We start from the raw sequence: 26383 nt of genomic DNA, 5'->3' as shown, positions 1-26383 counted from the left end.
CGACCCAACGGGAGCGCCCGTTAATCTGGACACCGCCGCACAAATCAGGACTGTGCTCGTCCATGGCCTAACCGTGCTGCGAAGCGCGCGACCGCGTCTTCCGGGGTTGGCGCAGGACCGAAGAGTTCTGCCTGGCGGCTCGTCTTGGCCACGTAACGTCCAGTATCGAACCAGGCCGCCATGGCTCCCATGTCTTTCATGAGCGGGGCGGACTTTCCCGCAACCTTGCCCACAGCGCGGAGCAGTCCGGCGGGAACGGACACGACCCTGATTTTCTTGTTCGCCAGCGTCGACACCAGATCAGCGCCCTCCCGCATGCTGATCGGGCGGCTCCAGCCCAGATCGATGCGTTCCCCGGCAACGATGTCCGCGTCAACGGCTTCCGCGAGATAAGTCGCGACATCGCTGATCAGAACGAATGTCAGGGGGACGTTTTTGGAGCCCAGCCAGACGATTCGGCCCTTCTCGAACGGGTCACCGCCCATCTGGGCGATCTGATCGAAAAATGCTCCGGGCCGCAGGGCGACGAACGGGACGCCGAGTTCAACGAGCTTGTCCTCGGCGAGCTTCTTGTGCCAGAAATGCGGCACATCCGGTGTCTGGTCGCTCGTGAGGATGCTGGTGAGCACGAAGCGCGACACCCCGGCTTTGCTGGCGGCGATGGCGAGATTGGCGTTGCCGCGAGTGTCGATCTCGTGGGCGTTCTTGTTCTTCCCGGTGTACCCGGCCGCCGTGGTGATCACCGCTGCGGCGCCGGTCATCGCGGCGACGAGCGAATCGAGGTCGAGCATGTCGCCGCGGGATATCTCGACGCCCTTGGCCTCGAGTTTGCCCGCGTCCGAGCTCGGGCGGACAAGCGCGCGCACCTTCTTGCCCCGGTCAAGGAGCCGGTCGACGACCTGCCCACCGAGCGATCCCGTTGCACCGACCACCAGCACAGGTCCCTGTTCAGACATTGTTATCTCCTGGTTTTCTTCTCTGCGGCAGCTGCGAAGGGCCGGCCCCGAGCAATGAGCCGAAGGAGTTCGACGGCGTCAATCTGACCGGCGTCGACGATTGGCTTTTGTTCGGCGGCGTCTAGCCCGCCCCGCTCCACAGCCGCCGCCACCAGGGCCGCTTCGGCTCCGGCTCCGGAGGGGCGACGGCGGCCGCGGCAGCCCGGCGGCCCCGCCAGCGGTCCAGTTCGACGTCGACGTCCCGCGTTTTGGTGATCACGGGCGGCCCGCCCTGGAGCTGCCGCCGGGCATCGATGACCCGGGCGTTGAAGTCCTCGACGATCTCGCGGACCTGCTTTTCGCTGAACTGGGCATCGAGCCGCGCGTCGAGCCCGGCGTCCTCGGTGCGGAGCAGGATCGCCTTCGGGCCCAGGCCGGAGATGTTCTCCCGCCGGATCAGGCCCTTGACCCACCAGTCGGGGTCGTACGCCTCACCCAGCCCGGGAATGGGTTTGCCGGCGTACTTGAGGTTGTCGAACTTGCCCTGCGCCATGGCATCCCGGATCAGGTACTCGGCCTTGGCGGCGTCGTCGATCTTGGCGCGCTTTTGCCGGAGGTTCTCCTCGGCGGCGTTGAGCTCGTCGTTCTCCTGCGCCGTGCTGCCCGAGGCCCGCACGGCCCGGAGTTCCGCGGCACGCTCCACCCGGCGCCGGAAAGCGCTGTTGGAACCACTGACTCCGCTGCTCATCAGTCACCACCGTCCTTGCCTGTCGGAATCGCGGATCTGCCTTCCAGTATGAGGAACAGCCGGGCGGCGGCAAAGGTCCCTGCGGAAGCGACCCGCGACCATTGCAACCCGCCTCCTCGCCGAGACGGGATCCTTACACTCCCGTAACCCGGTGTTAACCCAGCCGTGCGAAGCTGGGGACTTCGGATAAAACTAAGCATCCTTCCCATCTTTTCTGCACCGCAGATCCCGAGGAGTTGCAGCCGTGAACAGCCAAAACCAGCGTGCGTCCGGAAGCCCCCTACAAACCAGCCGCGAGGAAGCGCCAGAGGATCAGAGCAGCACGCACGTCACGCATGTCCGCGAAGATGTGGCGATGGCGGGCCGGTGCGCCAACGTGCACCTGCCCACCGGGCGCACGTGCACGTTGCCCGCACGCCACCCCGGCTCGTGCAATTTCGTCGGGCCCGAGGACGCGGAGAACGCCGCAAGGCAGTAGGAAGCAGGCAGTAGGCCAAACCGCACGCCATACGCAGTTTTGCGCAAGGATTCCCCCGGACTCGGTCTCGGGTGCCGCGCCGCGGCTACGCTGATCGGACATTGAGCACCGGATCTAGCTGAGGGAGATCACGTGCCTCGTGAGAATCTGCGTGAAGATCTGCAGCAGCACGCTGAGAACGTATCGGCTCAAAGTCTGCCGACTGGAAAATCATCCGCTGCGCCGCGGCCCGTACCACTTGACGCCACAGCCCTGACCCGTGCCGGCGTTGCCGGCTGGGCCGCCCGGCTCGGTCCTCCCGGACCGGAAGCACCCCGGTCCCGAAGGCTGGCACATGTGGGCGGTATCGCGGCCATCGCCGCCCTGGTCCTCTACCTGACGTGGCGTGTCCTGTTCACGATGCCGTCGGGAGAATGGAACCTGGCCATCGCCTGGATCCTGGTCACCTTTGAGGCCTTGCCGCTCGCCGGCCTCATCCTGAAGGCGTGGTCCGTGTGGAACATTGACAGCCATCCGCCGGCGCCCGTGACGGAGGCCCCGAGGGGCATGCGGGTGGCGGTGCTGATCCCCACGTACAACGAGCCCATCGAGGTTCTGACGCCGACGGTCGCGGCGGCCTGCGAGCTGGCCCCGGCGCATGAGACGTGGGTCCTCGACGACGGCGACCGGCCTTGGGTCGAAGAAATGTGCGTCGCCTACGGCGCCCGGTACGTCCGCCGGGCCGTCCACGACCACGCCAAGGCCGGCAACATGAACCACGCCCTGGGCCTGATGGCCGCGGAGAAGGCCGCCGGCGGCCCCGGCATCGACATCATCGCCGTCCTGGACTGCGACCACGTCCCGCTGCCCACGTTCCTCACCGCCACCCTGGGCTGGTTCGAAGACCCCGGGATCGCCCTGATCCAGGGTCCGCAGTCGTTCTACAACGGCGGCGCGTTCGACGACGACGGCATCACGGGTGAGCAGGGCACCTTCTTCAACGTCCTCATGGCGTCCCGCAACGTCCCCGGCGCCGGACCCTTCTGGTGCGGGTCGACGTCGTTGTTGCGCCTGAGCGCCCTGGAGGAGGTGGGCGGCGTGGCGACCGAGACCATCACCGAGGACATGCACACCACGCTCAAACTCATCCGGCGCGGCTGGCGGACCGTCTACCACCACCAGACGCTCGCCGTCGGGCTCGCGCCGGCGACGCCGGACCAGTACCTGCTGCAGCGCCGGCGCTGGGGAATGGGTGCCATGCAGATCCTCGTCCACGAGAAGCTGTGGGCGGCGAAGGGCTGGCTGTCGTGGCGGAATTACCACGAGTACCTCAACGGCACGCTGTGGTGGCTCGAGGGCATCGCCACCCTGGTGGCCTTCCTGATTCCGGTGGTGATCATGCTGTCCGGGGCGCAAACCTCCACCGCCGGGCCGCTGCTCTTCACCGGGGTCTTCCTGGTCATGTTCACCGTGCGCCTTTGGGGCTCCAAGCAGCTGATGCGCAACGAAATCCACTGGCCCACGGCCTTCGCCCTGCGGATCTTCCGCGTCCCGGTCGGCCTCGCGTGCCTCTGGTGGCTGATGTCACGGAACATCCTGGAGTTCCAGGTGACGCCCAAGGGCGCCGCCGACCTCCGGCTCCGGGGCCGGACGCCGCGCATCCTGATCGTGATGGTTGTCCTGATCACCGCGGTGATTCTGTACGCGGCGGCCGGGCTGGCCGGGCTGGTGCCCTGGCGCACGACGCCCGGTTCCACGGTGGCGTCCGGTGCCTGGCTGGTGCTCGCCGGCGCGGTCCTGGTGCTAGGGACGCGCAGGATCCGGGCCGCCGAATTCGCCACATCCCGCCGCAACGCCTACCGGATGGAGGTGTCCGCGCCGGTGGAAGCCGAGGGCACCGGCGGAGAGCTGCTGGACATCTCGGTCGGCGGCGCTGCAGTCCGCTTCCCGCACGGCACGCTGCCGACTTCGGGGCCTGTCACGCTCCGGCTGCCGGAGGCCGCTCCGGTCCAACTGCAGGTCATCCGCACCACCGGGCAACCCGACGGCACCGAGATCGCGTCCCTGCGGGCGGCCGACGACGACTGGGCCACCTACCGTGCGCTCTCGTTGTGGATCTTCCACACGCCCGCAGGGGCGCTGCCCGATTTCCCGCCCGGCGTCCCGGCCGCGGCCTCACTGCGGGGGCGCTGAGGGCTCGGGGCCGGCTGATCAGCCCCGGATGCCGAGGTAGATGCCTGTGTGGTCCAGGTGGCCTTGGCCCGCGGCGACCATCGCCTGGAACGCCGCCAGGAGGCTGCCGGCCACGGGCAACGTCAGGCCGGCGGACGCCGCAACCTCCGTAATAAATCTGAGGTCCTTGAGCTGGTTCTTGGCAGACCCGCCGCCCTCGAAGTCGGCGTCAATCCATCGCTGTCCCTTTTGCCGGAGCACCTCCGAATTCGCAAGTCCGCCCGCAAGGACTGACTGGACTTGTTCCAGATCCAGCCCGGAGGCCGCGGCGAGCGCCATGGCCTCTGACAGCGCGGTGACGGTCGCGGCGACGACGATCTGGTTGCAGGCCTTCACCGTGGACCCGGCACCGGTGTCCCCGAACCAGGCGACCGTGGAACTGTACAGCCGGAAGAGCGGAGTGATCTGTTCCACCACGTGGCGGGGTCCACCCGTCATGGTGCTCAGCCGGCCCTCCTCGGCGCCGATTGTGCCGCCGCTCAGCGGCGCATCAATGACTGTCACCCCGTGGTCGCGCTGGCACTCGGCGGCAAAGGCCGCGACGGCGACGGGCGACACTGTGCCGTGAATGACCAGCACGGGGTGGCCAATCCCGGCCGCCTCCCACCCGGCCAGGAGTCCTTCGGCTCCGACGAGGAGCCGTTCCACGTCCGGAAGGTCCGGCAGCACGGTCAGCACCACTTCGCTGGCCGCCTCTGCTGGGGAGGCGGCCACCCGGCCTCCGGCGATTGCCTCGGCCTTGCCCGCCGTGCGGTTCCACAGGGTCAGCGGGACCCCTCCGGCGATGATGTTCCGGGCGATCGGGGCGCCCATGGGCCCTGTTCCCAGCAGTGCTACGGACGCGGGCAGGCCCGCAGATGAAACGTCCATTGTTGACTGTCTCCTGGATTAGAAGGGGATGAGCCCGGCGAGTGCGGGGAGGAACGTGCTGAACCACGGAACTGCGGCCAGCACGAGGAGCCCGATGAACAGAGCCGCCAGGTACGGCCAGAAGTGCTTCAGGCTGTTTTCCACAGATTCGCGGGCCGTTGCACAGGCTACGTAGAAGCCGACGCCGGCCGGGGGTGCGAAGGAGCCGATGCCCATGGAGATTATGAGCACCATGGCGTACTGCACCGGGTTGACGCCGAAGTCGATGGCGATCGGCAACAGCAGCGGGGCGAAGATGAGCACCGCGGGCAACCCCTCGAGGAGCTGGCCCATGATGATCAGCAGGATGATCGTGAACAGCATGAACAGGAGCGGAGAATCGCCGAGTCCGGACATGAGGTCGTGGATCTGCTGCGAGACGCCGGCGAGGGCGAGGGTCTGGGCCAGGGGCGAGGCGGCGGCGATGATGAAGAGGACCATGCCCGCCGTCGTCGTCGTTTCGCGCAGGGTGTCGCCGAGAAGCTTCTTGCTGCCCCGCCGGTAGGCGGCGGCGAGCACAAAGGCGTAGGCCACGGCGACCGAGGAGACCTCCGTCGGCGTCGCGAACCCGCTGAGGATGCCCACCACCATGCCGACCGGCAGGAGAAGAGTGGGCAAGGCGAAGAACGTTGCTGAACCGCGTACCCGCCACGTGGCCTTGGGGCTGGCGACCCCGCCCTGCTTACGGGCCCGCAGGAAGACAAGGGCCATGACGACGAGGGCGAGGAACGCCGCGGGAACGAAGCCGGCCAGGAAGAGCGTGGTGGTCGAGATGGTGGTGATGGATCCGAGGATGAGCAGCACGATGCTGGGCGGGATTGTTTCTCCCATGATGGCCGAGGCCGACAGAACTGCGACCACCTCGCCGCGCGGGTATTTGCGTTCTTCAAGCATGCCGCGCATGGTGGTGCCGACGGCCGCGACGTCGGCGACTTTGGATCCGGAGATGCCGGAGAAGATGTACATGGTGACCACCACCACCTGCAGCAGGCCGCCGCGCAGGTGGCCGATGAGGGCGTCAACGAGCTTGGCCAGCGGCAGGGTGAGGCCGGCAGAGTTCATGACCGTGCCGGCGAGGATGAAGAACGGGATCGCCAGCAGCACGAACCCCTTGGCTCCGGAGGCCATGCCGATCGGGATGGCGCTGACATCGGAAATGCCGCCGAGGTAGAGGTAGATCCCGGATGCGAGGGCCAGCACGAAGGCGATCGGGAGGCCCAGGAAGAGCAGCAGGAACAGGACCGCGAGGACCACGCCGAGGAGGACGTTCGGTGACGCGTAGTAGAACAGCGGCGGGGCGAGCATGACGACGGCGACCATTGCCGCGGCGATCCCGGCCGCGGCCAGGACGGCCCGGCGATCCTGGCGCCAGAGCTTGATCAGCGCGAACCACGCGATCAGCAGCATGCCGCAGGAGAACGGCAGGGATACCCAGAACACGGGCAGCTGCAGGATGGGCGTCTTTTCCTCGATCTGCTGGGCCAGGGTCGGCACGAAGAGGGCGAAGGCCCCTGCGCTCATGACGAAGACGAGCCAGTCGACCAGGGCGGCCAGATAGGGCTTCCACGCTGCGGGCAGGCGCATGATCAGGGCCTGCACTGACATGTGCGCACCCTTGGGGTAGGCGATGGCTCCGCCGATAAAGGCAATGGTCAGGAGCGCGATCTCCGACACTTCCTGGGTCCAGAGCACAGAGTCACCGGTGATGAGCCTGACCATGATGTTCAGAAGGATGACGACGAGCTCGGCGAGGATCGCCGCCCCCACGGTCCATTCAAGGACCTTGTCGAGCCAGACGGCACCGCTCCAGCCCGGGGGGACGTGACCGTGGTGCAGGATCTCTTCCGCGTCAGACGGAATGACCTCCTCGAGTTGCTCGGGAGCCAAGGTGCGTTTCATGTTCTTCCAGACTGTCGACATTGAGAGCGGGATGTTGGTGGAGGGGAGAGCGGAATATTGGTGGGAGGGCCGGGGCGCCGATGGCGCCCCGGCCCGGCCCGTGCAGGGCTAGTTGGAGGCTGTGAAAGCGATCGCCTGGTCGAAGAACTCCTTGCCGATCAGCTCGGAGAACTGCGGGTAAAGGCTCTTGGAGGTGGCTTTGAATTCTTCAAGGCCCGAGGCGCTGAGCTCGTTGACCGTCATGCCCTTGGCCGTGAGTTCGTCCAGCTGTTTCTTGGACTGTTCGGCGTCGTAGCCGGTCTTGAACGTGGCCGTTTCGGCCGAGGCATCGGTGAGGGCCTTCTTTTGGTCCTCGGAGAGTGTGCCCCACTTCTTCGATGACAGGGCGAGCACCCAGGCGTCGTTGATGTGGTTGGTCAGCGAGACATATTTCTGCACCTCGGAGAACTTATTGGTCCACGGCACCTCGATCGGGTTTTCCTGCCCGTTGATCGTTCCCGTCTGCAGGCCGGTAAAGACCTCGGAGAAAGCCATGGTGGTCGGGCTTGCCCCCAGCTTTCCGAAGAAGTCCGTCCAGAGCGGGTTGCCGGGAACACGGATCTTCAGGCCCTTCAGGTCCGACGGCTGTTCGATGGGGCGCACCGAGTTGGTGATCTCGCGCCCAGTCCGGGTGAGGAAGGACAAGGCGACAGTGTCTTTGGCTGCGAGCTTGTCCTTGAGCAGCTGGCCCGGCTTTCCTGCCAGGAACGCCGCTTCCTCGGTCGTGTCTTTGAAAAGGTAGGGGATGCTGATGCCGTTCATTTCCGGCACCACGGAGGCGTACACGGAAGTCGAGAGGATGAGGGCGTCGAGCGAGCCGCCCTGCAGGCGGGTGACGGCGGCGTTCTGGTCCCCGCTGAAGCTCGTTCCGTTCGGAACTACCGTGACGACGACCGATCCGTTGGAGGTCTTCTTGACCTGGTCGGCGAAATGCTGGGCGGAAACGCCGACGGACGAGGTGAGCGGATCCGGGATGGACAGCTGGATTTTCGCCGGGGCTCCAGCCCCGCCGGACGCCCCGGAAGCGCAGCCGGCGAGGAGTGAGGCGGCCAGGGTGCAGGCCAGCACTCCGGTGAGGGCGCGGGTCTTGGATTTCATGTGATGCCTTTCTTCGTTGGAAGGAGTCTGGGTCCGGAGGCGGGAATCGGCATCGAATGAATTTCGTGGCCGCGCCGGTTGTGGTTGGAGCAGGCAGGATCAGGCGTTGACGGAAGTTTCCGCGACGAGGGCTTCCGTTTCGCGGCGCAAATCGAAGGCCTGGGCGAGCGAGTCGTCCATGATGATGTCCTCCCAACTGACCGTTGCGCCCTTGGGGATGTCGTTACGCAGCTCCACGTGGTGGGCCAAGGCAACGGGCAGTGCTCCGATCGCGACGGAGTGCCTGGCCGAAACGAGCTGGCCCCAGACCGTGTAGCCGCCTTCTCCGTCGAGGTACTCACCGGCTTTGAGGTCCTTCTTCGCCGTCGCGACAACGTCGCCGAAGAATCCGACGGGGGAACCCGTGGCGATCCCGCGGAGGGCTGCGTTGGCGATGGAGACGTTCAGCTCCAGGCCCACGTAGTGGTACGGGCGGTACAGCGCCGCGTACTGGCCGGTGGGGTCCGGGTGCCACGGGTATTCGTTGAAGCAGCCGGAAACATAGGCGTTCGTAGCCTTGACGACGACGAAGACGCCTTCCTGGGTGTTGTGGGGGATCCAGGTGCCGTCACGGTTGACGCTGGACATGACGTCGACGGTGCCTTCGTGGGCGAGGGCTCCCCCGACGTCGGCGGGGCGGCAGATCGTGGCGATTTCCTCGACATCACCCGGCGTGAACGTCAGCCCGGTGTCAGAAGGCACCAGCCCGGCGCCGTTGGCGACTGCGGCCATCTCGATGGCGGCCTTGGTGCCGTCACGGAAGGAGGTGTGCATGTTCGGGTTCAGCTGGCCGGAATCGGTGAGTTCCTTGGAAAACTCCCAGTTCTCCCAGACGTTGTCCGGGTTCATTTCGTGATAGTGCTCAAGGAACTTGGCGCCCTTGCCCGCACAGACAACGTCGAAGCCGCTGGTGCGGGCCCAGTCGACGAGTTCCATAATGAGGGCTGGCTGGTCGCCGTAGGCCATCGAGTAGACAACGCCGGCCGCTTCCGCGCGCTTGGCCAGGGCGGGGCCAGCCAGGGCGTCGGCTTCGACGGTGACCATGATGATGTGCTTCTTCGTTTCGATGGCACGCAGCGCGTGCTTTACACCGACGATGGGGTTGCCGGTGGCTTCAACGATGACGTCGATGTCGACGTCGAACAGCTCGTCCGCGTTGGCCACGATCGTCGTGGTGCGGTCCCGTAGGGCGGTCGCGATGTCCGGAGCGATCTGGTCTTTGGGCCATCCGACGAGCTCGAAGGCGCCTTCGGCGCGCTTGACGTTGATGTCCGCGATGGCGACGACGTGGATGCCCGGGATGTTGTTGGCCTGGGCCAGATACATGGTGCCGTAACGGCCGGCTCCGATGAGGCCAACGCGGATGGGGCGGCCATCCTGCTCACGGTCGCTGAGGAGTTTGTGAAGATTCACTGGAGTCTCTCTGGTAGGTGTGCGAAACGAAGAGACGCCCTTCCGCTGCAGCGGATGGAACAACTTCTTTGTCGCTAGGTGCTGGAAAATTTACCCGAAGTGGAACCGGTTCCACTTTTGTACCACCCGGTGCTAAGCTGTGTCAACGACTCCGAAACAAACGTCTTCCGCCGGCTGACGGCGGTTCGAACGGAGACGCTGCGTACGAATTAGTGCTAGTGATTCCTCGAGGAGGAGCGGTGAAGAAGGCCCCAACCATTCGCGATGTCGCGGCGGCTGCGGGAGTCTCGGTTTCTGTCGTGTCCCGGGTCCTGAACCCGGACTCCGGACCCGTCGCATCCGCCAAACGGCAGGAAGTCGTCAGGGTCATCGACGAGCTGGGCTACCGTCCCCGGGCGGCCGCCCGCGAGCTTAGCGGGGGCCATGCACTCACGATCGGGCTCGTGGTAACGGATCTCTCCAACCCGTTCTTCGCGCGTCTGGCCGACCGCATCGTGTGGGAGGCCCGGAGCCACGGCGTGCAGGTTGTCTTGATGACCACCCAGGAAGATCCGCATCTGGAAGCGGACTCGCTGGATACGTTGCTGGACCGGTCCGTGAGCGGGGTCATCGCCACCCCCACAGGCGGGAACGTCGAGAAATGGGCGCGCCTGCAGGACCTCGGGGTAAATGTGGTGTTCGTTGACCGCACCATCGAGGAACTCGGCGACGCCGACGTCGTAAGCATTGAAAACTTTGACTCCGCGCAGCGCTCAACGGAGTACCTGATAGGCCTCGGCCATACAAGGATCGCACTTGTTACGGGGCCCCGCAGCACGTCAACGGGCAGGGCCAGGATCAGCGGCTACACCGCGGCGCACGAGAGCGCGTCCCTCGCGGTTGACCCCCTGCTCATCCGCGATGTGCCGTTCCGCGGGGACGCCGGCGGCGATGCCGTCGGCTCCCTGCTTGCCATGCCTCAGCCGCCCACGGCCCTGATCGTGGGCAATACGGCCCAGGTGCAGAGCTCGGTTCGGCGGCTCGTCCAGACGGGGGTCCGCATCCCGGACGATCTGTCGGTAATCGTCTTCGATGACAATCCGTGGACAGAACTGATGTCCCCGCCGCTGAGCGTGATCCGCCAGCCGCTGGACATGCTCGCCGTCCATGCCCTTGAACTCGTGCTCGGCCGGATGCAGGGCAAGTTCCCCGAAGGCCCGCGGCTCATCGAGGTCAAAGCCGATTTCCTGCCCCGCAACAGCTGTGCCCCGCTCGCCCACGCCCCTGCCCGCTAACACCCCCAAAGGAACAAACATGCCCGTCGTCGTCACCGCAACGTTTACGCCCAAACAAGGATCCTTCGACCAGGTGGTCGCAGCCCTGTCCCCCGCCATTGCAGAGGTCCACGAGGAGCCCGGGTGCCTCCTCTACGCTATTCATGAATCTCCCGACGGCCAGATCCTCATGATCGAGAAGTGGGAATCCGCTGAGTTGCTCGACGCCCACGGCGCGGGCGGCCCGGTCCAGCGGCTGAACGCCTCCCTGGAAGGCCTCCTGCAGCGACCGGTCGACGTAATGCGCCACGAGCCGATCCCCGCCGGGACTCCGGGCCAGGGTGCTCTCTAGGAGCAGCCTCTGAGTCGTGCATCGAGTGAGCACATGACGGCAGTGTTTTGCGGCCGCAGAATTGCCGTGAAGTGTCCTCCCGCGCGGGCCCAGGCCGGTCCTGGGCCCGCGTTCCCGCCGGCTCACTCCCCCTCTGGGCAGAGGATGAAGCCTGGAAAAACGTGCCGGCCGGGGCGTCCGCCCACCTCGTCGATGGCCCGGCGGATCTGCCGGAGCTGCTCGACGGTCATCTGCAGTGGTGGTTCGTCGGGCTGGTAGGTGGTGAAGATCGGATAGTCGACGCCGGGCTGCCGCGACATTTCGATGTGGCAGCCCAAGACATGGGTCACGGGGTGGGTGGCGCAGAACCCGATCAGCCGGTCGATGGTGCTCACAAACGCCGGCCAGTCCTGGATGTAGAGCCGGCCGGGATAGACCGTGTCTCCGGTGAGCAGGAACCCGGTGTGAGGATCGTAGAACGTGACGGCCGCGTTGTGGTGCCCCGGGCTGGGCCAGCACTCCAGAACCCGTCCGCCGAGGTCCACCTGCGCTGGCCGGAGGTCGCCGTCGCCGTCCGGGCCACCGGCGTTCGTGGCACCGCCGTCGCCAGAAGCGTCACTGAATCCGAAGAATTCCCAGGCACTGTCCCGGGCCGCGTCCACCAGAACGGTGTCGGGACGGCCGGCGAACTGGGCATCGCCTGCGACGTGATCGCCATGCGGGTGGGTGTGGAGGACAAGGAGACCGTAGCCGTCGCGGGGACGGGCGGCAAGCCAGGTCTCCACAAGGCCGTCGAGTACGCGGCGCAGCGGGAAGAAGTCCGCGGATGCGGTCGCGCCGGTGTCGATGAGGACCGCCCGGGCGTTGCCGAACAGCAGGAACATGAACGGCGCCTCGTAGTTGACCGCCATGTTCTGGCGAAGGATGAACGTGTGCTCGTCGTAGGCGTGGACCTGGATGTCCGGGTCCGTGTTGTGCTTCGCGGACTCCGAGCCGTGGATCCAGGCCACGTCCAGATCTCCGGACCGGGCTCGGCCTGCGGTGAAGTCGATCAGGTCCGGGGCCGTGTCCATGTGTTCTCCTGTGTGCGTCAGCGCCAGTGGCGGCCGGTGCGGCGGACGTCGGGTTCCGCAATGACGCACCAACACTCCATGATGACCGGTCCCCTTCCGGTCCTCAAACCCCGTCGATTGCTCCGTAGATGCCCTTTAGAGGAGTGATTACGGCACTTACGGAGCAGTCGATGGGGCAACGCGGCTCCTCTGACCCCGCCTTGGTCCGCAGACCTAAAACGGGCCACGTAATTTAGGAGCATTTCCATACTATCGATGACGGCAGCTGGATAGGCTGAGGTGTCCGGACAAAGCCGTCCGGGAAGGGTGCCAATGTCAGAAGGAAGCCCATGGCCGCAGCTACGGTGGACGACATCCTCGCGGATCTCCCGCTGGGTTTCGCCAGCCTCATGCTCCGGCCTTCCCGCACGGATGCGGCGATCGAGCGATTTGTGATCGTCGATGCCGACGACGAGACCGCCGACGGCGGGACCGCATTCGTCCTGCTGATCGGCGTTCGCGGACGCTCCGCGTTGCCGGCAGTGCGGCGCCTCCTGAAGAACCCTCCCCTGGTGCTCGCCGTCAAGGGAAGTCGCGGGGAACTGGCGGAAGCCGAAGAGCTGCTGCGCGCCGCCGGAACCGGCCTGCTGCTGGTGGATCCGGCCGCGGACTGGGACCGTCTGCTGTCCATCGCCAAGGACCGGATCCAGCCGCCCAGCTACCAGCGCGAAGTGCTGACCCTTCTCGAAGAAGACCTCTTCGCCATCGCCCAGACCACGGCCCGCCTGACCTCCAGCCACGTGGTGATCGAGGATGCCGCCAACAAGGTCCTGGCATACTCCACGGTCTCCAATGCCATTGACGAGCTCCGCAAGGCCTCCATCCTGGCCCGGCGCGGTCCGCGCAAATACGAACTCCTGCTCAAAGACCTTGGCGCCTACCGCGAGCTGCACCAGACCCGCCTGCCGGTCCGGGTTGCTGCCCGGCCCCAGGACGGCCTGCGGGAACGCGTCGCCATCACCCTGTTCGCCGGCAACCGCATCATGGGCTACATCTGGCTCCAGGAAACCGGGGCCGGCTTCGGCGACGACGTCGACTACGTCCTCACCGGATCAGCCGCGCGGGCCTCCGCCGAACTGATCCGCTACCGCAACCAGCAGTCCGTGCACATGCGCGAGGACCGGATCGCACGCCTTCTTTCGGGTCCGGCCGAGGCTGCGGCGAGCGCGCACAGCGAGAAGATCCCCGCGGACCGTCCCGCGACCCTGATCCTGCTTGGCCTGTCGGCACGTGAAGCCCAGGAAGACGACGCCGCCCTCAAGCATGGGGAACTGGCCAACCTCGCCTCGATCCACGCGGCCGCCTACAAACCGTCAGCCATCGTGGGACAGTTTCACGGCGACACCGCGGTGGTTATTCCCGGGCTCCAATCCGCCAACACCGAGGCCGGGTTGCGGAGCCTGGCCGAGGCAATCGTGAAAGATGCCAACAAGCACCTCGGCATCAGCCCCTTTGCCGCCGTCGGACCCGTTGTCCCCGATCTGCTCTCGATCCATTCCGTGACCGGAATATCCGAAGCGCTGCTGGGGTGTATGCGCCGGTCCGGCGAAGCCCCGGTGGCCACCGTGGACGACTTCGAGGCAGAGATCCTCTTCCACGACGCCGTGGAGAACTTCACGACGGCGGCGTTCCGGCACCGCAGCCTCTGGGCTCTCCTTCGCGATGATGCGGAACTGGCCGAAACCCTGCGTGCATTCTTCGACGCGTCCCTGGACGTGGCCGAGTGCGCGAAGCGCATGCAGCTGCATAAGAACACCGTCTATTACCGGATAAACAAGGTCAGCCGGGTTACCGGGCTGACCTTCAGCAATCCCCGCGATTCATTGGTCGCCCTGCTTCATGTTCAGGAGTGGGCCGGCACGCAGAAGGAGCACCTGGGCAAGAAATGATGACAGCACTCGATTCGCCGCCGCTTGGCCTGGTACTGGATGACATTGTCCGCAGCCACCGGCCCCGGACGGATGCGGGGTCAGTTCCCGCAAACATTCCTCACCTGCAGTCCCCGCCGTTCGACCGTTTCGGCATCGCGGTTGCCACGACCTCCGGGGACGTGTTCAGTTCCGGCGACGCCGATCTTCCGTTCTCGATCCAGAGCATCTCCAAGGTCTTCACCCTGGCGATGGCGCTCAGCGCCGACGACTCCGGCGCATTGTGGTCCAGGGTCCTTCGCGAGCCGTCAGGGACTTCCTTCAACTCGCTCGTCCAGCTTGAAGTCGAGCACGGGATCCCACGGAACCCCTTCATCAATTCGGGCGCCCTGGTGGTCACCGACCACCTGATGGGAAGATCTCCCGACGCCGCCGCTCAGGTCCTGCGCTTCCTCACCGGCCAGGTGGGTCAACCGGGCCCGTTCATCGACGAGATGGCCGCAAGGAGTGAACTCGCCAGCAGCAGCCGCAACCTGGCCCTCGCCCACTTCCTGAAGGAATTCGGCAACCTGCGGCGGCCCGCACAGGCAGTGGTCGAGAACTACGTCAGACAGTGCTCCATCTTGATGACCTGCGTGGAGGTGGCCAAGGCCGGCCTGTTCCTCGCGCAGGATGGTCGCGGAACGCAAGGCGCGGTGATCTCCAGGAGCGAGGCCAAGCGCATCGGTTCCATCATGCTGACCTGCGGGATGTATGACGCAGCCGGCGAATTTGCCTACCGCGTGGGACTCCCAGGGAAAAGCGGCGTGGGCGGCGGAATCCTGGCCGTCGTCCCCGGCGAGTGCGTCATCTGCGTCTGGAGCCCGCGGCTGGATTCCAAAGGAAATTCCCTGGCAGGCACGGCGGCTCTCGCTGACTTGTCCGACCGGACAGGGTGGTCGATCTTCTGATCTGACGCCTGGCTGTCCCCACAATCTCCCTCCAAAACCCCATTTAGATCTCTGACAGATCGAAAGGATCACCCATGTCCAACAACCCCAATGACGAGGTTGGTTTGTACCAGGCCGATGGAGGCCACGCCCACGCTTCGGATGCCACGATCCACGCGGAGGACTCGGGCTACCACAAAAGCCTGAAGCCCCGGCAGATCCAGATGATCGCGATCGGCGGCGCCATCGGAACCGGCCTGTTCCTGGGCGCCGGCGGCCGGCTCAACGCGGCCGGCCCGTCGCTGGTCATCGCTTACGCCGTCTGCGGCTTCTTCGCGTTTCTCATCCTGCGCGCCCTGGGAGAACTGGTGCTGCACCGGCCCTCGTCCGGATCGTTCGTGTCCTACGCCCGCGAATTCTACGGAGAGAAAGCCGCGTTCGTCTCCGGCTGGTTCTATTGGATCAACTGGGCCACCACCACCGTTGTGGACATCACCGCCGCGGCCCTCTACATGAACTTCTTCGGCAAATACATCCCCTGGATGGGGGCCGTACCGCAGTGGGCGTGGGCGCTGATCGCCCTCATCGTGGTCCTCTGCCTCAACCTCGCCTCCGTCAAGGTGTTCGGCGAACTCGAGTTCTGGTTCGCCCTCATCAAAGTCGCAGCCCTTGTCGCGTTCCTGCTGGTCGGCGCCTACTTCGTCATGTTCGGCACCCCCGTGGACGGCCAGGAAGTCGGCTTCAGCCTCCTCTCCGACAACGGCGGCATCTTCCCCAACGGCCTGCTGCCCATGATCGTCCTCATGCAGGGGGTGCTGTTCGCCTACGCCTCGATCGAACTGATCGGCACCGCTGCCGGCGAAACCGAAAACCCCGAAAGGATCATGCCCAAGGCCATCAACTCCGTAGTTTTCCGCATCGCCGTCTTCTACGTCGGCTCGGTCATTCTGCTCGCCCTGCTGCTGCCTTACACCTCGTACGAAAAAGGCGTCAGCCCGTTTGTGACGTTCTTCGGATCCATCGGCATCCAGGGCGTGGACGTCATCATGAACCTCGTGGTCCTCACGGCCGCCCTGTCCTCGCTGAACGCCGGCCTGTACTCCACCGGCCGCATCCTGCGTTCCATGTCGGTGGCCGGATCGGCCCCGAAGTTCGCCCAGCGGATGAACAAGGCCGGCGTCCCCTACGGCGGCATCGCCATCACCGCCGGCGTCTCCCTCCTCGGGGTCCCGCTGAACTACCTGGTCCCCGGCCAGGCATTCGAGATCGTCCTGAACGTCGCCTCCGTAGGCATCGTCATCACCTGGGCGACCATCGTGCTCTGCCAGATCCAGCTCAAACGGTGGGCAGACAGAGGCTGGCTCGAGCGCCCCTCTTTCCGGATGTTCGGCGCCCCCTACACCGGGTACCTCTCCCTGGTGTTCCTGCTCGGCGTGCTCGTCATGGTCTTCATCGACTCCCCGCTCACGCTGCTGGTGACCCTGGTAGCCTGCGCGCTGATGGTAGGCGGCTGGTACGCCTGCCGGAAACAGATCCACGACATCGCCGAAACCCGCGACGGTTTCACGGGCGCCGCGCCCGTGCTGGCCAACCGGACTCCAATCCACTGATCGAACCTCGCTCATCGAACATTCGGGCGCCGACCTGTCCCCCAACCCGACCTACAACCTGAAAGCCTCCATGAAGCCACAAAACCCGCTGAGTCACGCCCGCCCCGGCACTCTGCAGGAGCGCCACCCGCCAGCCGCAAACGAAGGCAACCCGCCGGCGTCGAACGACAGTTGCGAAGACGGCTGCTTCTTCTGTACCGGACCGGAAACCGACTAGGCAGCACCAACGGATCCGCCGAATTCAGTGAACCCAACCCAGCCCAACCTAAGAAGACAAGTAGTGATGAAAACGGAGTCTGCATCCACCATGACCGCAACCGATACGCACCCAGTTGAAGGCGACACCATCAATCCCCTTGAGACTGTCCCAGCCGCTATCCTGGACAGCCTCGACAGCAGCACGGCCCTGAAGTCCGCCGGCCACGTGATTGTTGATTCGCTCGTGGCGCACGGGGTGGAACGCACGTTTGTTGTTCCGGGGGAAAGCTTCCTGGACGTGCTTGACGGGCTGCACGACTCTGAGATCGAGACCGTGGTCTGCCGGCACGAGGGCGGCGCCGCCTACATGGCCGAGGCCGACGGCAAGATGAACCAGCGCCCCGGAGTCGCCATGGTCACCCGCGGCCCCGGGGCAGCGAACGCCCACGTGGGCCTGCACACCGCGTGGCAGGACTCCACCCCGATGCTGCTCTTCGTCGGACTGATTCCGTTCGCGCACCGGGACCGCGAGGCGTTCCAGGAGTTCGACATCAAGGCGTGGTTCGACACCGGCGCCAAACGCGTGATGGTCCTCGACCACCCCGAGCGGGCCTCCGAAATTGTCGCGGAGGCAATGTTCGCGGCCATGAGCGGCCGTCCCGGGCCCGTGGTGGTGGGCCTGCCGGAGGACATCATCCGGGTGCCCATTGATCCGGCCCTGCATCCGGCCATCCCGGTGGCCGGGGGCGGCATGAGCAGCACCGATGCCGGTGCCCTGGCCGAGGCCCTGGCACAGTCGAAGAAGCCGCTCTTTGTCACCGGCGGCAACGACTGGACCCAGGAAGCGGCCTCGGAGCTGACCGGCTGGCTCGAAAAGCACCACATCCCGGCCGCGGCGGAGTGGCGCACGCAGGGAACCGTCTCCTTCGACTCCCCCAGCTATGTGGGGCCGATCGGCTACGGCCGGCCCCGCCCCACCTACGACCTCCTCGAGGAAACCGACCTGCTCGTCTTTGTCGGGACGGTCCCCGGGGACGTGATCACGGACGGCTTTGTCTGCCGGCAGGACTGGAACAAGAACAACTTCCTCGTCACCATCGATCCCTCGCTGCGCGGCCGCTCCGGTCCGGTCTCCCGCCAGATCCTGGCCAAGCCGGACGCCTTCGTCCGGGATCTGGTCAACATCGACCTGCCCGTCAGTCAGGAGTGGAAGGCGTGGACGGCCCGGATGCGCGCCGAGCAGCGCTCCTTCGCCAGCCTGCCGCCGTCGAGCCCTGGCGAAGGGCCCGCGAAGATGGACACCCTGATGGCGAACCTCGTCCCCCTGCTGCCGGAAGATGCCCTCGTGACATTCGGGGCGGGCGAGCACACCAACTGGGCGCACCGCTACTTCCCCACCCGGCGCTACGCCTCGATGATCAGCGCCCGGAACGGTTCCATGGGGTACTCGGTGCCCTCGGCCATCGCCGCCTCACTGGCCAGCCCCGAGCGCCGGGTGGTGACCATCGCCGGCGACGGGGAATTCCTCATGAACGGCCAGGAGCTCGCCACCGCCGCCCAGTACGGAGCCACGCCGCTGATCATTGTGATGGACAACCAGGAGTACGGCACCATCCGCACCCACCAGGAACGCCACTACCCCTCCCGGGTGTCGGGCACGCAGCTGAAGAACCCCAATTTCGGCATGATGGCCCGGGCGTTCGGCGGTTTCGGCATCACCGTCACCGAGGATAAGGACGTGCCGGACGCGCTCGAGGCGGCATTGCAGGCCATCGACCGGGACCGCGTCTTCGCCCTGGTCCACCTCGTCGTCGAACAGCGGGTCAAGGCCTACTAGATCCGCCCTGCCAACATTGGTTGCGCTATCGGCCCTGGTCGTCATTCGGCGTTCATAACCGCCATGACTGATAGCGCAACGGGCGGCTGGAGGGGCGTCTCAGGGCGGCTACTCCCCCGTTTCGCCGTCCACGGCCTCGCGGAGCAGGTCGGCGTGACCGTTGTGCCGGGCATACTCCTCGATCATGTGGCACAGGATCCAGCGCAGGCTCGGTGCCGAACCGTCCGGCCACGGGCGCCGGGCCAATTGGTCCAGGCCGCCGGCGGCGAGGGCCTCCGTGACGCTGGCCCGGGACCGGTCCACGGCGTCCTGCCACAGGGTGCGCAGCTGGTCCGGGGTGTCCCCGGCGGCGGAATGCCACTCCCAGTCCGGGTCGGTCTTCCAATCCACCCCGGCAAACGGGGCCTCCCGGTCCCGGGCGTGCAGGGACCGGGAGAACCATTCGCTCTCCACATAGGCCATGTGCTTCAGGAGCCCGCCGAGTGTCATCGACGAGGCAGCGGTAGTGGCCACAAAGCCGGCCGCGTCCAGCCCGGCGCATTTCCACGCCAGCGTGGCCCGCTGGTAGTCCAGGAATCCCAGGAGGGTCGCGGTTTCGTCGGAGGCGAGGGGAGGCTCCGGGCGGCCCTGATCGTCCACAATTGTCATGCGCGTGAGTCTAGCCGCCCGGCCTCCACGTCGCCGGAAACCGTCCGCTTCGCCGGAAAAGTACGGCGATCCGGCACGTTTCCGGCGACTTCGACGACGGCGGCTGGGCCCGGGACAGCGGCGGGGACGACGGCGGGCACCCGCACGGTGCGCCTGGCGCGCACGGTCCGCCTGGCGCGCCGGTGGATGACGTACTCGGCCACCGCAAGGTTGATCACCCAGGCTGCCCCCAGGAGCACCGCCCGGGTCGGCTCGTCGGGCGGACCCACTAGCAGAATCCACGGCAGCCCCGTCAGCGCCTGCGTTCCCGCGGCGACGCCGATCGCGTAGCCGCGGGTCATCCACGCGCTGTGCCGTACAAAGTCCCGGCGCGCAACCGCCACGACTCCCAGGACAATACTCGCCGCCATGGCCGAGCCGAAGACCAGCCGCAGCACCAACAGCGCCGGACCGTCCCCGGGCGGCAGCGGATAGAAGACGGCCATCCACAAGCCGGATAGGGCCGCCAGCAGGCCCGCCGGCGCGAGGATGCGGCCGGCGACCCGGTGCCAGCCGCGGCGGCCCCGCAGCGCGGGTAGGAACTGGAACGCCCCTAGCAGGCTGTAGGTGGTGACACTGAGGATGTGCGTCACCGCGGGCACGGGCGAGGCGAAGAACCGGGCGTTCTGGGCGGTGATGGCGGCACCGCCGGTCAGTTCCGTCAGCCGCGCTGCACCCGCGATCACCGGAATGAGGCTGAGAAGGATCAATCCGGCGGGTACCAGCCACTGGGGGCGGTGGCGGACACGGGGGACGGGGGCGCTGCTGGCGTGTGTTGTCACGGAGTGGTCCTTGGCTGGGATGGCTGGCGGCGGCGGTACATGGGCCGACGGTGTACGGTGTACACCTGATGCGGCCACGTTAGGTGTACGGCGTACACTTGTCAAGAGGGAACCGTTAGGGAAGGGTGGCCGGATGACCCAGCAAGCGGAGCGCACGCGCCGGATCCCGTTGAGCCGGGACCGTGTCCTGACCGCCGCCGTCGTGCTGGCCGATCAGGTGGGGATCGAGGCGCTGAGCATGCGCCGGCTGGCGCAGGAACTCGGCGTCGTGCCGATGGCGCTCTACAAGCACGTGGCCAACAAGGAGGAACTCCTCGACGGCATGGTGGACGCCCTTGTCAGCGAGATCGATCCTCCCGTCCGCGACGCCGGCTGGAAGGACGCCGTGCGCCTGAGGGTGCTCTCGGCGCGGAGGGCGCTGCTGCGGCATCCGTGGGCCCGGCAAGTGCTGGAATCGCGCACGAATAAGACGCCAGCGGTCCTTGGCTACATGGACTCGTTCATCGGCATGTTCCTGGCCGGAGGCTTCTCCGTGGACCTGACCCATCACGTCATGCACACCCTCGGCAGCCGCATGTGGGGGTTCACCCAGGAGCTCTTCGACGACCCCGCCGGCGGGAACGCCGCGGCGCTGGCCGCCCTTCCGCCGGAGGCGCAGGCGGCCATGTTCCGGGAGATGGCCGAGCGGTATCCGAACATCCTGAAGGTCGCCGCCGCCTCTGCGCACCAGGACTCCGTGGTGGGCCAGGGGTGCGATGACCAGTTCGAGTTCGAGTTCGCCCTGGATCTGCTTCTGGGCGGCTTCGAGCGGCTGCACCGGCAGCACTGGACCTCCAGTCCAGCACAGACCAGTCCGGCAAACACCAGTCCAGCACAGACCTCGACGCCGGCAAGGCCCTGACCGGCCCTACTCCTCCAGGAACCGCAGCAGGTACGGGAGAGTAGTCCGCATGGCCCGCAGGTCGCCCCCGCTCGCGGCCAGCTCGCCCAAATAATCGCCGTGTGTACCGGGCACGATCATCAGGCGCGCCCCGGGAATGACCCGTGACATCCGCACGGCGTGTTCGGCGCTGACGACGTCGCGGTCGGCGCTCAGCACCAGGGTGCGGGCCGTGATGCGGCGCAGGTCCTCGTCCGGCCAACCTGGGAAGGTCAGGATCCGTTGGCGGTCCAGTTCGAACATCTGCTCGAGGTGTCCGGGCTCCGGGTTGAGCCGGCGGTCCGCGTCCCGGTACACCTCCGGCATGTCATCGAGGGTTGCCTTTTCCATCCCCTCCCAGAATTCATCGCCCACAGCGTCGCGGCTGGCGAAGGTGGAGGCGGCAATCAGGCACCGCACCATGGACGGATGCCTCATGGCCAGCGCCAGCGCGGTGTGGCCCCCGGCGCTGAACCCGAGCACATCCACGGAGTCCACGTTGAGCTCATCGAGCACGGCCTTGACGTCCCCGGCTGAGTTTTCGGCGGTGAGCGGCCGGGCGGCAGCCGCGGTCCGGCCGTGGCCTTCCTCTTCGACGGCGATCACCTGCAGGCTCTCGGCCAGCAGCGCGGGGATGAGGCCGGCGAAGTTGGTCTCGATGCTCGAGCCTCCGCCGGGAATCAGCAACAGCGGGGGCTCGCCGGCCCGCGGGTGACCATGGACCTCGTAGTACATGCGGAGGTCGCCGTTCGCCGCGTAACCGTGGGTGAAAGTCACACGGCATGTTACCGCCGCCAACGCCGGGCTGGATAGGGCCAAAGGACGACGGCGGCAGATTCCCGCCGCCGTCGTCTTGCGTTACAGGTCAGGCGTTGACGGACTCGGCGAGGATCGCGTCGACCTGGCCGAGTGCCCCCTTCATGCCTTCTTCCATGCCCATGGCGACAATCTGCTCCATCTGTTCCTCGGCCTCGAAGGTAGACAGGATGGTCATTCGGGTGCGTCCGCCGATTGGCTCCAGCGTCACAACACCGTGAATGGTGCCCATGTCGGTCACGGGGTCGCCGTTGTCGTCCGCGAAACCGTCATCGAACTCCAGTCGGTGCGGGGCGTTAATGGTCACGAACCGCCACCAGCCCCGGGCCTTCTCCCCCTCGGGTCCCGTCATGTAATAGCTGGCCTCGCCGCCCGGGACGAACTCGTGCTTCTCGAACGTGGCCGGCCAGGTGGGCGGGCCCCACCAGCGCTCGAGCTGGCGCGGGTCTTCCCAGATTTGCCAGACTCGCTCCACTCCGGCGTCGAACTCGGCGACCACGGTGAGGCTCAGCGCCTCGAGATTCTTGACTGAACTGATAACCGTCATGACGAACCCTTCCTGACCTTCAGCTTGTTGGTTCCTGCCTTGCTGGTTTGTGCTGCGTGTTGCCTTGCTGGCCTGTGTTGCCTGATTCGGGGGCGGCCGTTTCGGCAAGCAGGTCCGCAATCCGCTCCGCCCGCTGCCGCCAGATGACCTCGTAGTCGTCCAACAGCCGGCGGGCCCGCTGCAGGCCGTCGTGGTTGGCCCGCACGATCTGCTCCCTTCCCCGCTTCTCCTTCGAGACAAGGGAAGCGCGTTCCAGCACCGCCACATGCTTCTGGACGGCCGCAAAACTCATGGCGTAGAGGGCAGCGAGCCCGGAAACCGAGTACTCGCCCACTGTCACCCGGCGCACGATGTCCCTGCGGGTCGCGTCGGCGAACGCTTGGAAAAGGCGGTCGAGTTCGTCGTCGTTGAGCTGGGTTCGGAGCTGATCTACAACCATTTGGTTGTAGAATAGTCCGGCTGCTCGGGGGTGTCAATGGGTCGGGAAAGGTCCCCAGGGACCCCGATGGGCAACTAAGGCCGTTGGACGCCTCGACATCGCCGCCGTCAGATGCGCGCCGATGTCCTAGGGCTGCGCTAAATTGACGGAACAATCATTCTTCTTCAGGGGGACGTATGGAATTTGCAGAAAAGCTCTCAGCACTGGCAGCAAAGGTGCGCCAGCAGAGAGATGTTATTCAGACCGAAGAAGCGACGAAGAATGCCTTCGTCATGCCCTTCATTTCCACCATCCTGGGTTATGACGTCTTCAATCCGTTGGAAGTCGTACCCGAGTTCATCGCGGATGTAGGCCTTAAGAAGGGCGAGAAGATCGACTATGCCATTGTCAAAGACGGCGAAGTTCAAATCCTGATCGAATGCAAGAAGTCCGCAGAGCCGGTAAAGATTGAGCATGCTTCCCAGCTGTTCCGATACTTTGCAGTGACCAACGCGCGGATTGCGATCCTTACTAACGGGGAGGTCTACCAATTCTTCACCGATCTCGACGCACCAAACAGGATGGACGCGAAGCCCTTCTTGGTTTTGGATCTGAATGACATAGACGAGACGCTCATCCCTGAACTGCAGAAGTTGTCCAAGGACGTCTTCGATCTGGACTCCATCATCAACGCAGCAGGTGAGCTGAAGTACATCGGGGAATTGAAGAGGACCCTGGCCGCGCAGTTCAAGGAGCCTGAGGATGAATGGGTCAAGTTCCTGACCGGCCGCGTTTATCCGGGCGCTTACACGCAGAAGGTTCGCGAGCAGTTCACCACGCTAGTTGCCAAGGCCTCCAAGCAGTTCCTTAATGACCAGGTCAATGAGCGGCTGAAGAAGGCGCTGGGGGCACCGAACTTCCCACAGAACGACGAGGCAGCAGCCGCGGCAAGTGTCACCAGCGCCCCGGTGGCGGAGGCGGATCTCGCGGAAGCTGACGGCATTGAGACAACCCTGGAGGAAATCGAGGGCTACCAAATTGTTCGCGCCATTGTCTGCAGCGAGGTGAAGCCTGCGCGAGTGTCCCAGCGCGATGCCAAGTCTTACTTCGCCGTGTTGCTCGACGACAACAACCGCAAGCCGATCGCGCGTCTCCACTTCAACCGCACGCAGAAGTACATCGGGCTTTTCGGTGCCGACAAAGAGGAAACGCGGGTACCCATCAACTCCCTCGAGGAAATCTACGAGCACACCGAAGCCCTGCGCGAGAGCGTCAAGAGCTACCTGTGAGCATCCTTTAGAAGGAAGAGACTAGCTGGTCGCGCCCAAGTTTGAACGCGAGAGGACGACGCCGGATGATCCCGCCGCCGTCCTCTCGCCAGGACTGCGCTAGTTCCGGCTCATCCCGTCCATCCATATGAGAATGTCTGCGAGCCGGAGCAGACTCAACTGCCGTCCGTCGGAGGTCGTCGTGGTGGAGGCCAGCGGCCCGAGCCAGTCCTCGTTGTCGCGGACGTCGTGCCAGAGTGAGGCCCGCAGAGTCGCTGATTGTTCCATCGTGACGTCGTAGAACTTCCGAACGATTGAGTCATTGAGGGGCACTATCTGGGGACGGCGTCGGTGGAGTACCTTCGAAACAGTGACCGGTGTCCAATTATTGACTCCTTCGGTGGCGGCGTTAGCCGCGGAGAGACTGACGACCGCCTGTTCCAGCGCCTCCACCGACTCATATGACTCGAAGGCTTTGGCGTCTCGAAGTTCTTCGAGAGCCGCGTCGAGTGCCACACGCAACCGCTGCTCCGGGCCGTCACCGTCGGCGAACATGGGGATCGCGTCCCTCCAACCGAGCTTGAGGCTGAGCAAGTTGGCCGACAGTACATCTGCCGCAGTCAATGGCGCATCTACCTCGCTTTGGCGGTCATATGTTCGGAACGAGTAGTGGTTGGCAGGGTCCGTGTAGGTCTCCAACTTTGCCCGTGCTGTGGGCTTCAAAGACGCCAAACTCCTGGGCGACATAGGCTGCTCTTTTCATCAAGATCGTCATGGCTTTTGGCCCGCGCCAATTGCTGAACCATAAGGGCTTCCAGAACTGCCAAGCATTACGCCGCGCCGAGGTGCCTTGGGAATGCTGCTCGGGGGTGTCAATGGGTCGGGAAACGACCCCGCCCGGCCCCCAGTACCGGGCGGAGAGAGGCCGGTGTGCGGAGCGTGTGCCGAGCGTAGAGTGGGCCCATGAAGCGTGTGGTGATCGACCGCTTCGGCGGCCCCGAGGTCCTGCAGGTGGTGGAGGTCGACGATCCACGGCCCGGCCAGGGCGAAGTCCGCGTCAGGGTCCTGGCTTCGGGGGTCTCTTTCACCGACGCCCAGCTGCGCGCCGGTACCTACCTCGGCGGACCGAAGCCGCCGTTCACGCCCGGCTACGAGCTCGTCGGCATCGTTGATGAGCTCGGGGCGGGTTGCTCGCGGGTACGGGTCGGCGACCGCATCGGCGCACTGACGGTGTGGGGCGCCAACGCCGAGCGCGTCTGTGTGCCGGAGGCATATGCGGTGGATGTGCCTGAGGAACTCGACCCGGCCGAGGTCGTGAGCCTCGTCTTCCCCTACATGACCGCCTACCAACTGCTGCACCGGACGGCCCAGGCGAAGCCCGGGGAGAGCGTTCTGGTTCATGGCGCGGCAGGCAGGGTTGGCGCCGCTATCCTCGAGCTCGGAGCACTGGCGCGCCTCCGCCTCTACGGGACCGCCGCCGGCCGGGACCGTGCCGCAGTGGAGCGGCTGGGCGCGGTGGCGATCGACTATCAGAACGAGGATTTCCTGGCCCGAGTGCGCGGGCTCACCGGCGACGGCGTAGACATTGCCCTCGACGGGATCGGCGGTCCGTTGTCGTTGCGCTCCTTCCGCGCACTGCGGCCCGGCGGTCGGCTCGTCGTGTTTGGCCGCTACGCCACCATCGCGCAGGGCCGCAAGAACTGGCCGGGCGTGATCGCCTGGTACGCGGCAACAGGGAGCGTCGCCCTCTGGGGCTGGCTGTCACCCCACCGAAAAGTGTTGTCCTACAGGATCCAGAAGCTGCGCATCCACCACCAGGACTGGTTCAGGGCAGACTTCTTTGCGCTGCTCGAGATGCTTCGCCGCGGCGAGATTCATCCGGTGGTGGCCGAGCGCCTGCCGCTTTCGGACGTTCGTCGCGCCCATGAGCTGCTGGGGAGCACCGCGGCGAAAGGGAAGATCGTGCTCGTACCCTGATCCGCTAGGGTCGTCGCCGCGGCACTTCACGCAGGGCTCCGCCGAGTTCGCGGTTAGCGTGC

Annotated in this window: 23 protein-coding genes; 10 read left to right on the top strand and 13 right to left on the bottom strand. The window is 65.8% G+C overall.

Features of this window, described 5'->3' with window-relative positions; translation table 11 throughout:
• Positions 1 to 44: 44 nt before the first annotated feature.
• Entirely contained in the window at positions 45 to 956 is a 912-nt protein-coding gene (locus tag B5X90_RS06415; RefSeq protein WP_079551070.1) for an SDR family oxidoreductase, read from the bottom strand.
• A 121-nt stretch (positions 957 to 1077) separates the two neighbouring features.
• Positions 1078 to 1683 (bottom strand): DnaJ family domain-containing protein, encoded by a 606-nt coding sequence (locus B5X90_RS06410; RefSeq protein WP_079551067.1) that lies wholly within the window; start codon positions 1681 to 1683, stop codon positions 1078 to 1080.
• Between the two features lie 814 nt (positions 1684 to 2497).
• Here B5X90_RS06410 and B5X90_RS06400 point away from each other — a divergent pair.
• A complete protein-coding gene (locus tag B5X90_RS06400) occupies positions 2498 to 4333 on the top strand; it encodes a glycosyltransferase family 2 protein (RefSeq protein WP_079551063.1) in 1836 nt (611 codons plus the stop codon).
• Between the two features lie 18 nt (positions 4334 to 4351).
• Here B5X90_RS06400 and B5X90_RS06395 read toward each other — a convergent pair whose 3' ends face one another.
• The 4 genes from B5X90_RS06395 to B5X90_RS06380 form a co-directional block, all read right to left on the bottom strand.
• Positions 4352 to 5242, bottom strand: coding sequence for an NAD(P)-dependent oxidoreductase (locus tag B5X90_RS06395; protein ID WP_079551061.1), 891 nt, complete (start codon positions 5240 to 5242; stop codon positions 4352 to 4354).
• Positions 5243 to 5260: 18 nt separating this feature from the next.
• A complete protein-coding gene (locus B5X90_RS06390) occupies positions 5261 to 7180 on the bottom strand; it encodes a TRAP transporter large permease (RefSeq protein ID WP_079551059.1) in 1920 nt (639 codons plus the stop codon).
• Between the two features lie 108 nt (positions 7181 to 7288).
• A complete protein-coding gene (locus tag B5X90_RS06385) occupies positions 7289 to 8317 on the bottom strand; it encodes a DctP family TRAP transporter solute-binding subunit (RefSeq protein WP_079551057.1) in 1029 nt (342 codons plus the stop codon).
• Between the two features lie 99 nt (positions 8318 to 8416).
• Positions 8417 to 9769, bottom strand: a complete 1353-nt coding sequence (locus B5X90_RS06380) for an NAD(P)H-dependent oxidoreductase (protein ID WP_079551055.1) — start codon at positions 9767 to 9769, stop codon at positions 8417 to 8419.
• A gap of 239 nt (positions 9770 to 10008) precedes the next feature.
• Between B5X90_RS06380 and B5X90_RS06375 the strand changes: the two genes are divergently transcribed.
• Positions 10009 to 11043 (top strand): LacI family DNA-binding transcriptional regulator, encoded by a 1035-nt coding sequence (locus B5X90_RS06375; RefSeq protein WP_079551053.1) that lies wholly within the window; start codon positions 10009 to 10011, stop codon positions 11041 to 11043.
• A 19-nt stretch (positions 11044 to 11062) separates the two neighbouring features.
• The gene (locus B5X90_RS06370) at positions 11063 to 11374 is read left to right on the top strand and encodes a putative quinol monooxygenase (RefSeq protein ID WP_079551051.1); all 312 of its coding nucleotides are present in this window, start codon (positions 11063 to 11065) and stop codon (positions 11372 to 11374) included.
• A 122-nt stretch (positions 11375 to 11496) separates the two neighbouring features.
• Here the strand turns inward: B5X90_RS06370 and B5X90_RS06365 are convergent, their stop codons facing one another.
• On the bottom strand, positions 11497 to 12426 hold the full coding sequence (locus B5X90_RS06365; RefSeq protein WP_079551049.1) for an MBL fold metallo-hydrolase: 930 nt from the start codon (positions 12424 to 12426) through the stop codon (positions 11497 to 11499).
• A 329-nt stretch (positions 12427 to 12755) separates the two neighbouring features.
• Here B5X90_RS06365 and B5X90_RS06360 point away from each other — a divergent pair, with 329 nt between their 5' ends.
• The 4 genes from B5X90_RS06360 to B5X90_RS06345 all read left to right on the top strand — a co-directional run bounded on the left by B5X90_RS06360 (position 12756) and on the right by B5X90_RS06345 (position 18907).
• Positions 12756 to 14354 carry a PucR family transcriptional regulator gene (locus tag B5X90_RS06360; protein ID WP_079551046.1) on the top strand — a complete coding sequence of 533 codons (1599 nt, stop codon included), beginning with the start codon at positions 12756 to 12758 and terminating at the stop codon, positions 14352 to 14354.
• Positions 14351 to 15283, top strand: coding sequence for a glutaminase (locus tag B5X90_RS06355; protein ID WP_079551043.1), 933 nt, complete (start codon positions 14351 to 14353; stop codon positions 15281 to 15283). The genes B5X90_RS06360 and B5X90_RS06355 overlap by 4 nt, the downstream gene beginning before the upstream one ends.
• A 74-nt stretch (positions 15284 to 15357) precedes the next feature.
• Positions 15358 to 16872 carry an amino acid permease gene (locus tag B5X90_RS06350; RefSeq protein ID WP_079551041.1) on the top strand — a complete coding sequence of 505 codons (1515 nt, stop codon included), beginning with the start codon at positions 15358 to 15360 and terminating at the stop codon, positions 16870 to 16872.
• 307 nt (positions 16873 to 17179) lie between these two features.
• Positions 17180 to 18907 (top strand): thiamine pyrophosphate-dependent enzyme, encoded by a 1728-nt coding sequence (locus tag B5X90_RS06345; protein WP_079551212.1) that lies wholly within the window; start codon positions 17180 to 17182, stop codon positions 18905 to 18907.
• Positions 18908 to 19015: 108 nt separating this feature from the next.
• Here the strand turns inward: B5X90_RS06345 and B5X90_RS06340 are convergent, their stop codons facing one another.
• Positions 19016 to 19555, bottom strand: a complete 540-nt coding sequence (locus tag B5X90_RS06340) for a DinB family protein (protein WP_079551038.1) — start codon at positions 19553 to 19555, stop codon at positions 19016 to 19018.
• A complete protein-coding gene (locus B5X90_RS06335; protein ID WP_079551036.1) occupies positions 19552 to 20376 on the bottom strand; it encodes a DUF2306 domain-containing protein in 825 nt (274 codons plus the stop codon). The genes B5X90_RS06340 and B5X90_RS06335 overlap by 4 nt, the downstream gene beginning before the upstream one ends.
• 133 nt (positions 20377 to 20509) lie before the next feature.
• On the opposite strand from B5X90_RS06335, the gene B5X90_RS06330 reads away from it, so the two are divergent.
• On the top strand, positions 20510 to 21277 hold the full coding sequence (locus tag B5X90_RS06330; protein ID WP_079551034.1) for a TetR/AcrR family transcriptional regulator: 768 nt from the start codon (positions 20510 to 20512) through the stop codon (positions 21275 to 21277).
• A 6-nt stretch (positions 21278 to 21283) separates the two neighbouring features.
• Here B5X90_RS06330 and B5X90_RS06325 read toward each other — a convergent pair whose 3' ends face one another.
• The 3 genes from B5X90_RS06325 to B5X90_RS06315 all read right to left on the bottom strand — a co-directional run bounded on the left by B5X90_RS06325 (position 21284) and on the right by B5X90_RS06315 (position 23097).
• Positions 21284 to 22072: an alpha/beta fold hydrolase gene (locus tag B5X90_RS06325; RefSeq protein ID WP_079551032.1), complete on the bottom strand. Its 789-nt coding sequence runs from the start codon at positions 22070 to 22072 to the stop codon at positions 21284 to 21286.
• A gap of 88 nt (positions 22073 to 22160) precedes the next feature.
• Positions 22161 to 22658, bottom strand: coding sequence for an SRPBCC family protein (locus tag B5X90_RS06320; RefSeq protein WP_079551030.1), 498 nt, complete (start codon positions 22656 to 22658; stop codon positions 22161 to 22163).
• Positions 22659 to 22677: 19 nt separating this feature from the next.
• Positions 22678 to 23097 (bottom strand): ArsR/SmtB family transcription factor, encoded by a 420-nt coding sequence (locus B5X90_RS06315; RefSeq protein WP_079551027.1) that lies wholly within the window; start codon positions 23095 to 23097, stop codon positions 22678 to 22680.
• Positions 23098 to 23273: 176 nt separating this feature from the next.
• On the opposite strand from B5X90_RS06315, the gene B5X90_RS06310 reads away from it, so the two are divergent.
• Complete coding sequence (locus tag B5X90_RS06310) at positions 23274 to 24365, top strand: type I restriction endonuclease (RefSeq protein WP_079551025.1); 1092 nt, start codon at positions 23274 to 23276, stop codon at positions 24363 to 24365.
• Positions 24366 to 24464: 99 nt separating this feature from the next.
• Here the strand turns inward: B5X90_RS06310 and B5X90_RS06305 are convergent, their stop codons facing one another.
• Positions 24465 to 25067, bottom strand: a complete 603-nt coding sequence (locus B5X90_RS06305) for a DUF6308 family protein (protein ID WP_143264663.1) — start codon at positions 25065 to 25067, stop codon at positions 24465 to 24467.
• Positions 25068 to 25307: 240 nt separating this feature from the next.
• Between B5X90_RS06305 and B5X90_RS06300 the strand changes: the two genes are divergently transcribed.
• Positions 25308 to 26321 (top strand): medium chain dehydrogenase/reductase family protein, encoded by a 1014-nt coding sequence (locus B5X90_RS06300; RefSeq protein WP_256860084.1) that lies wholly within the window; start codon positions 25308 to 25310, stop codon positions 26319 to 26321.
• Positions 26322 to 26383: the final 62 nt, after the last annotated feature.

The sequence above is a fragment of the Arthrobacter sp. 49Tsu3.1M3 genome (genome assembly GCF_900168135.1).
In the GTDB taxonomy this organism is placed as follows: domain Bacteria; phylum Actinomycetota; class Actinomycetes; order Actinomycetales; family Micrococcaceae; genus Arthrobacter.
The sequence above is the reverse complement of the archived record's forward strand: the minus strand, read 5'-3'. Positions and strand labels throughout refer to the sequence as shown.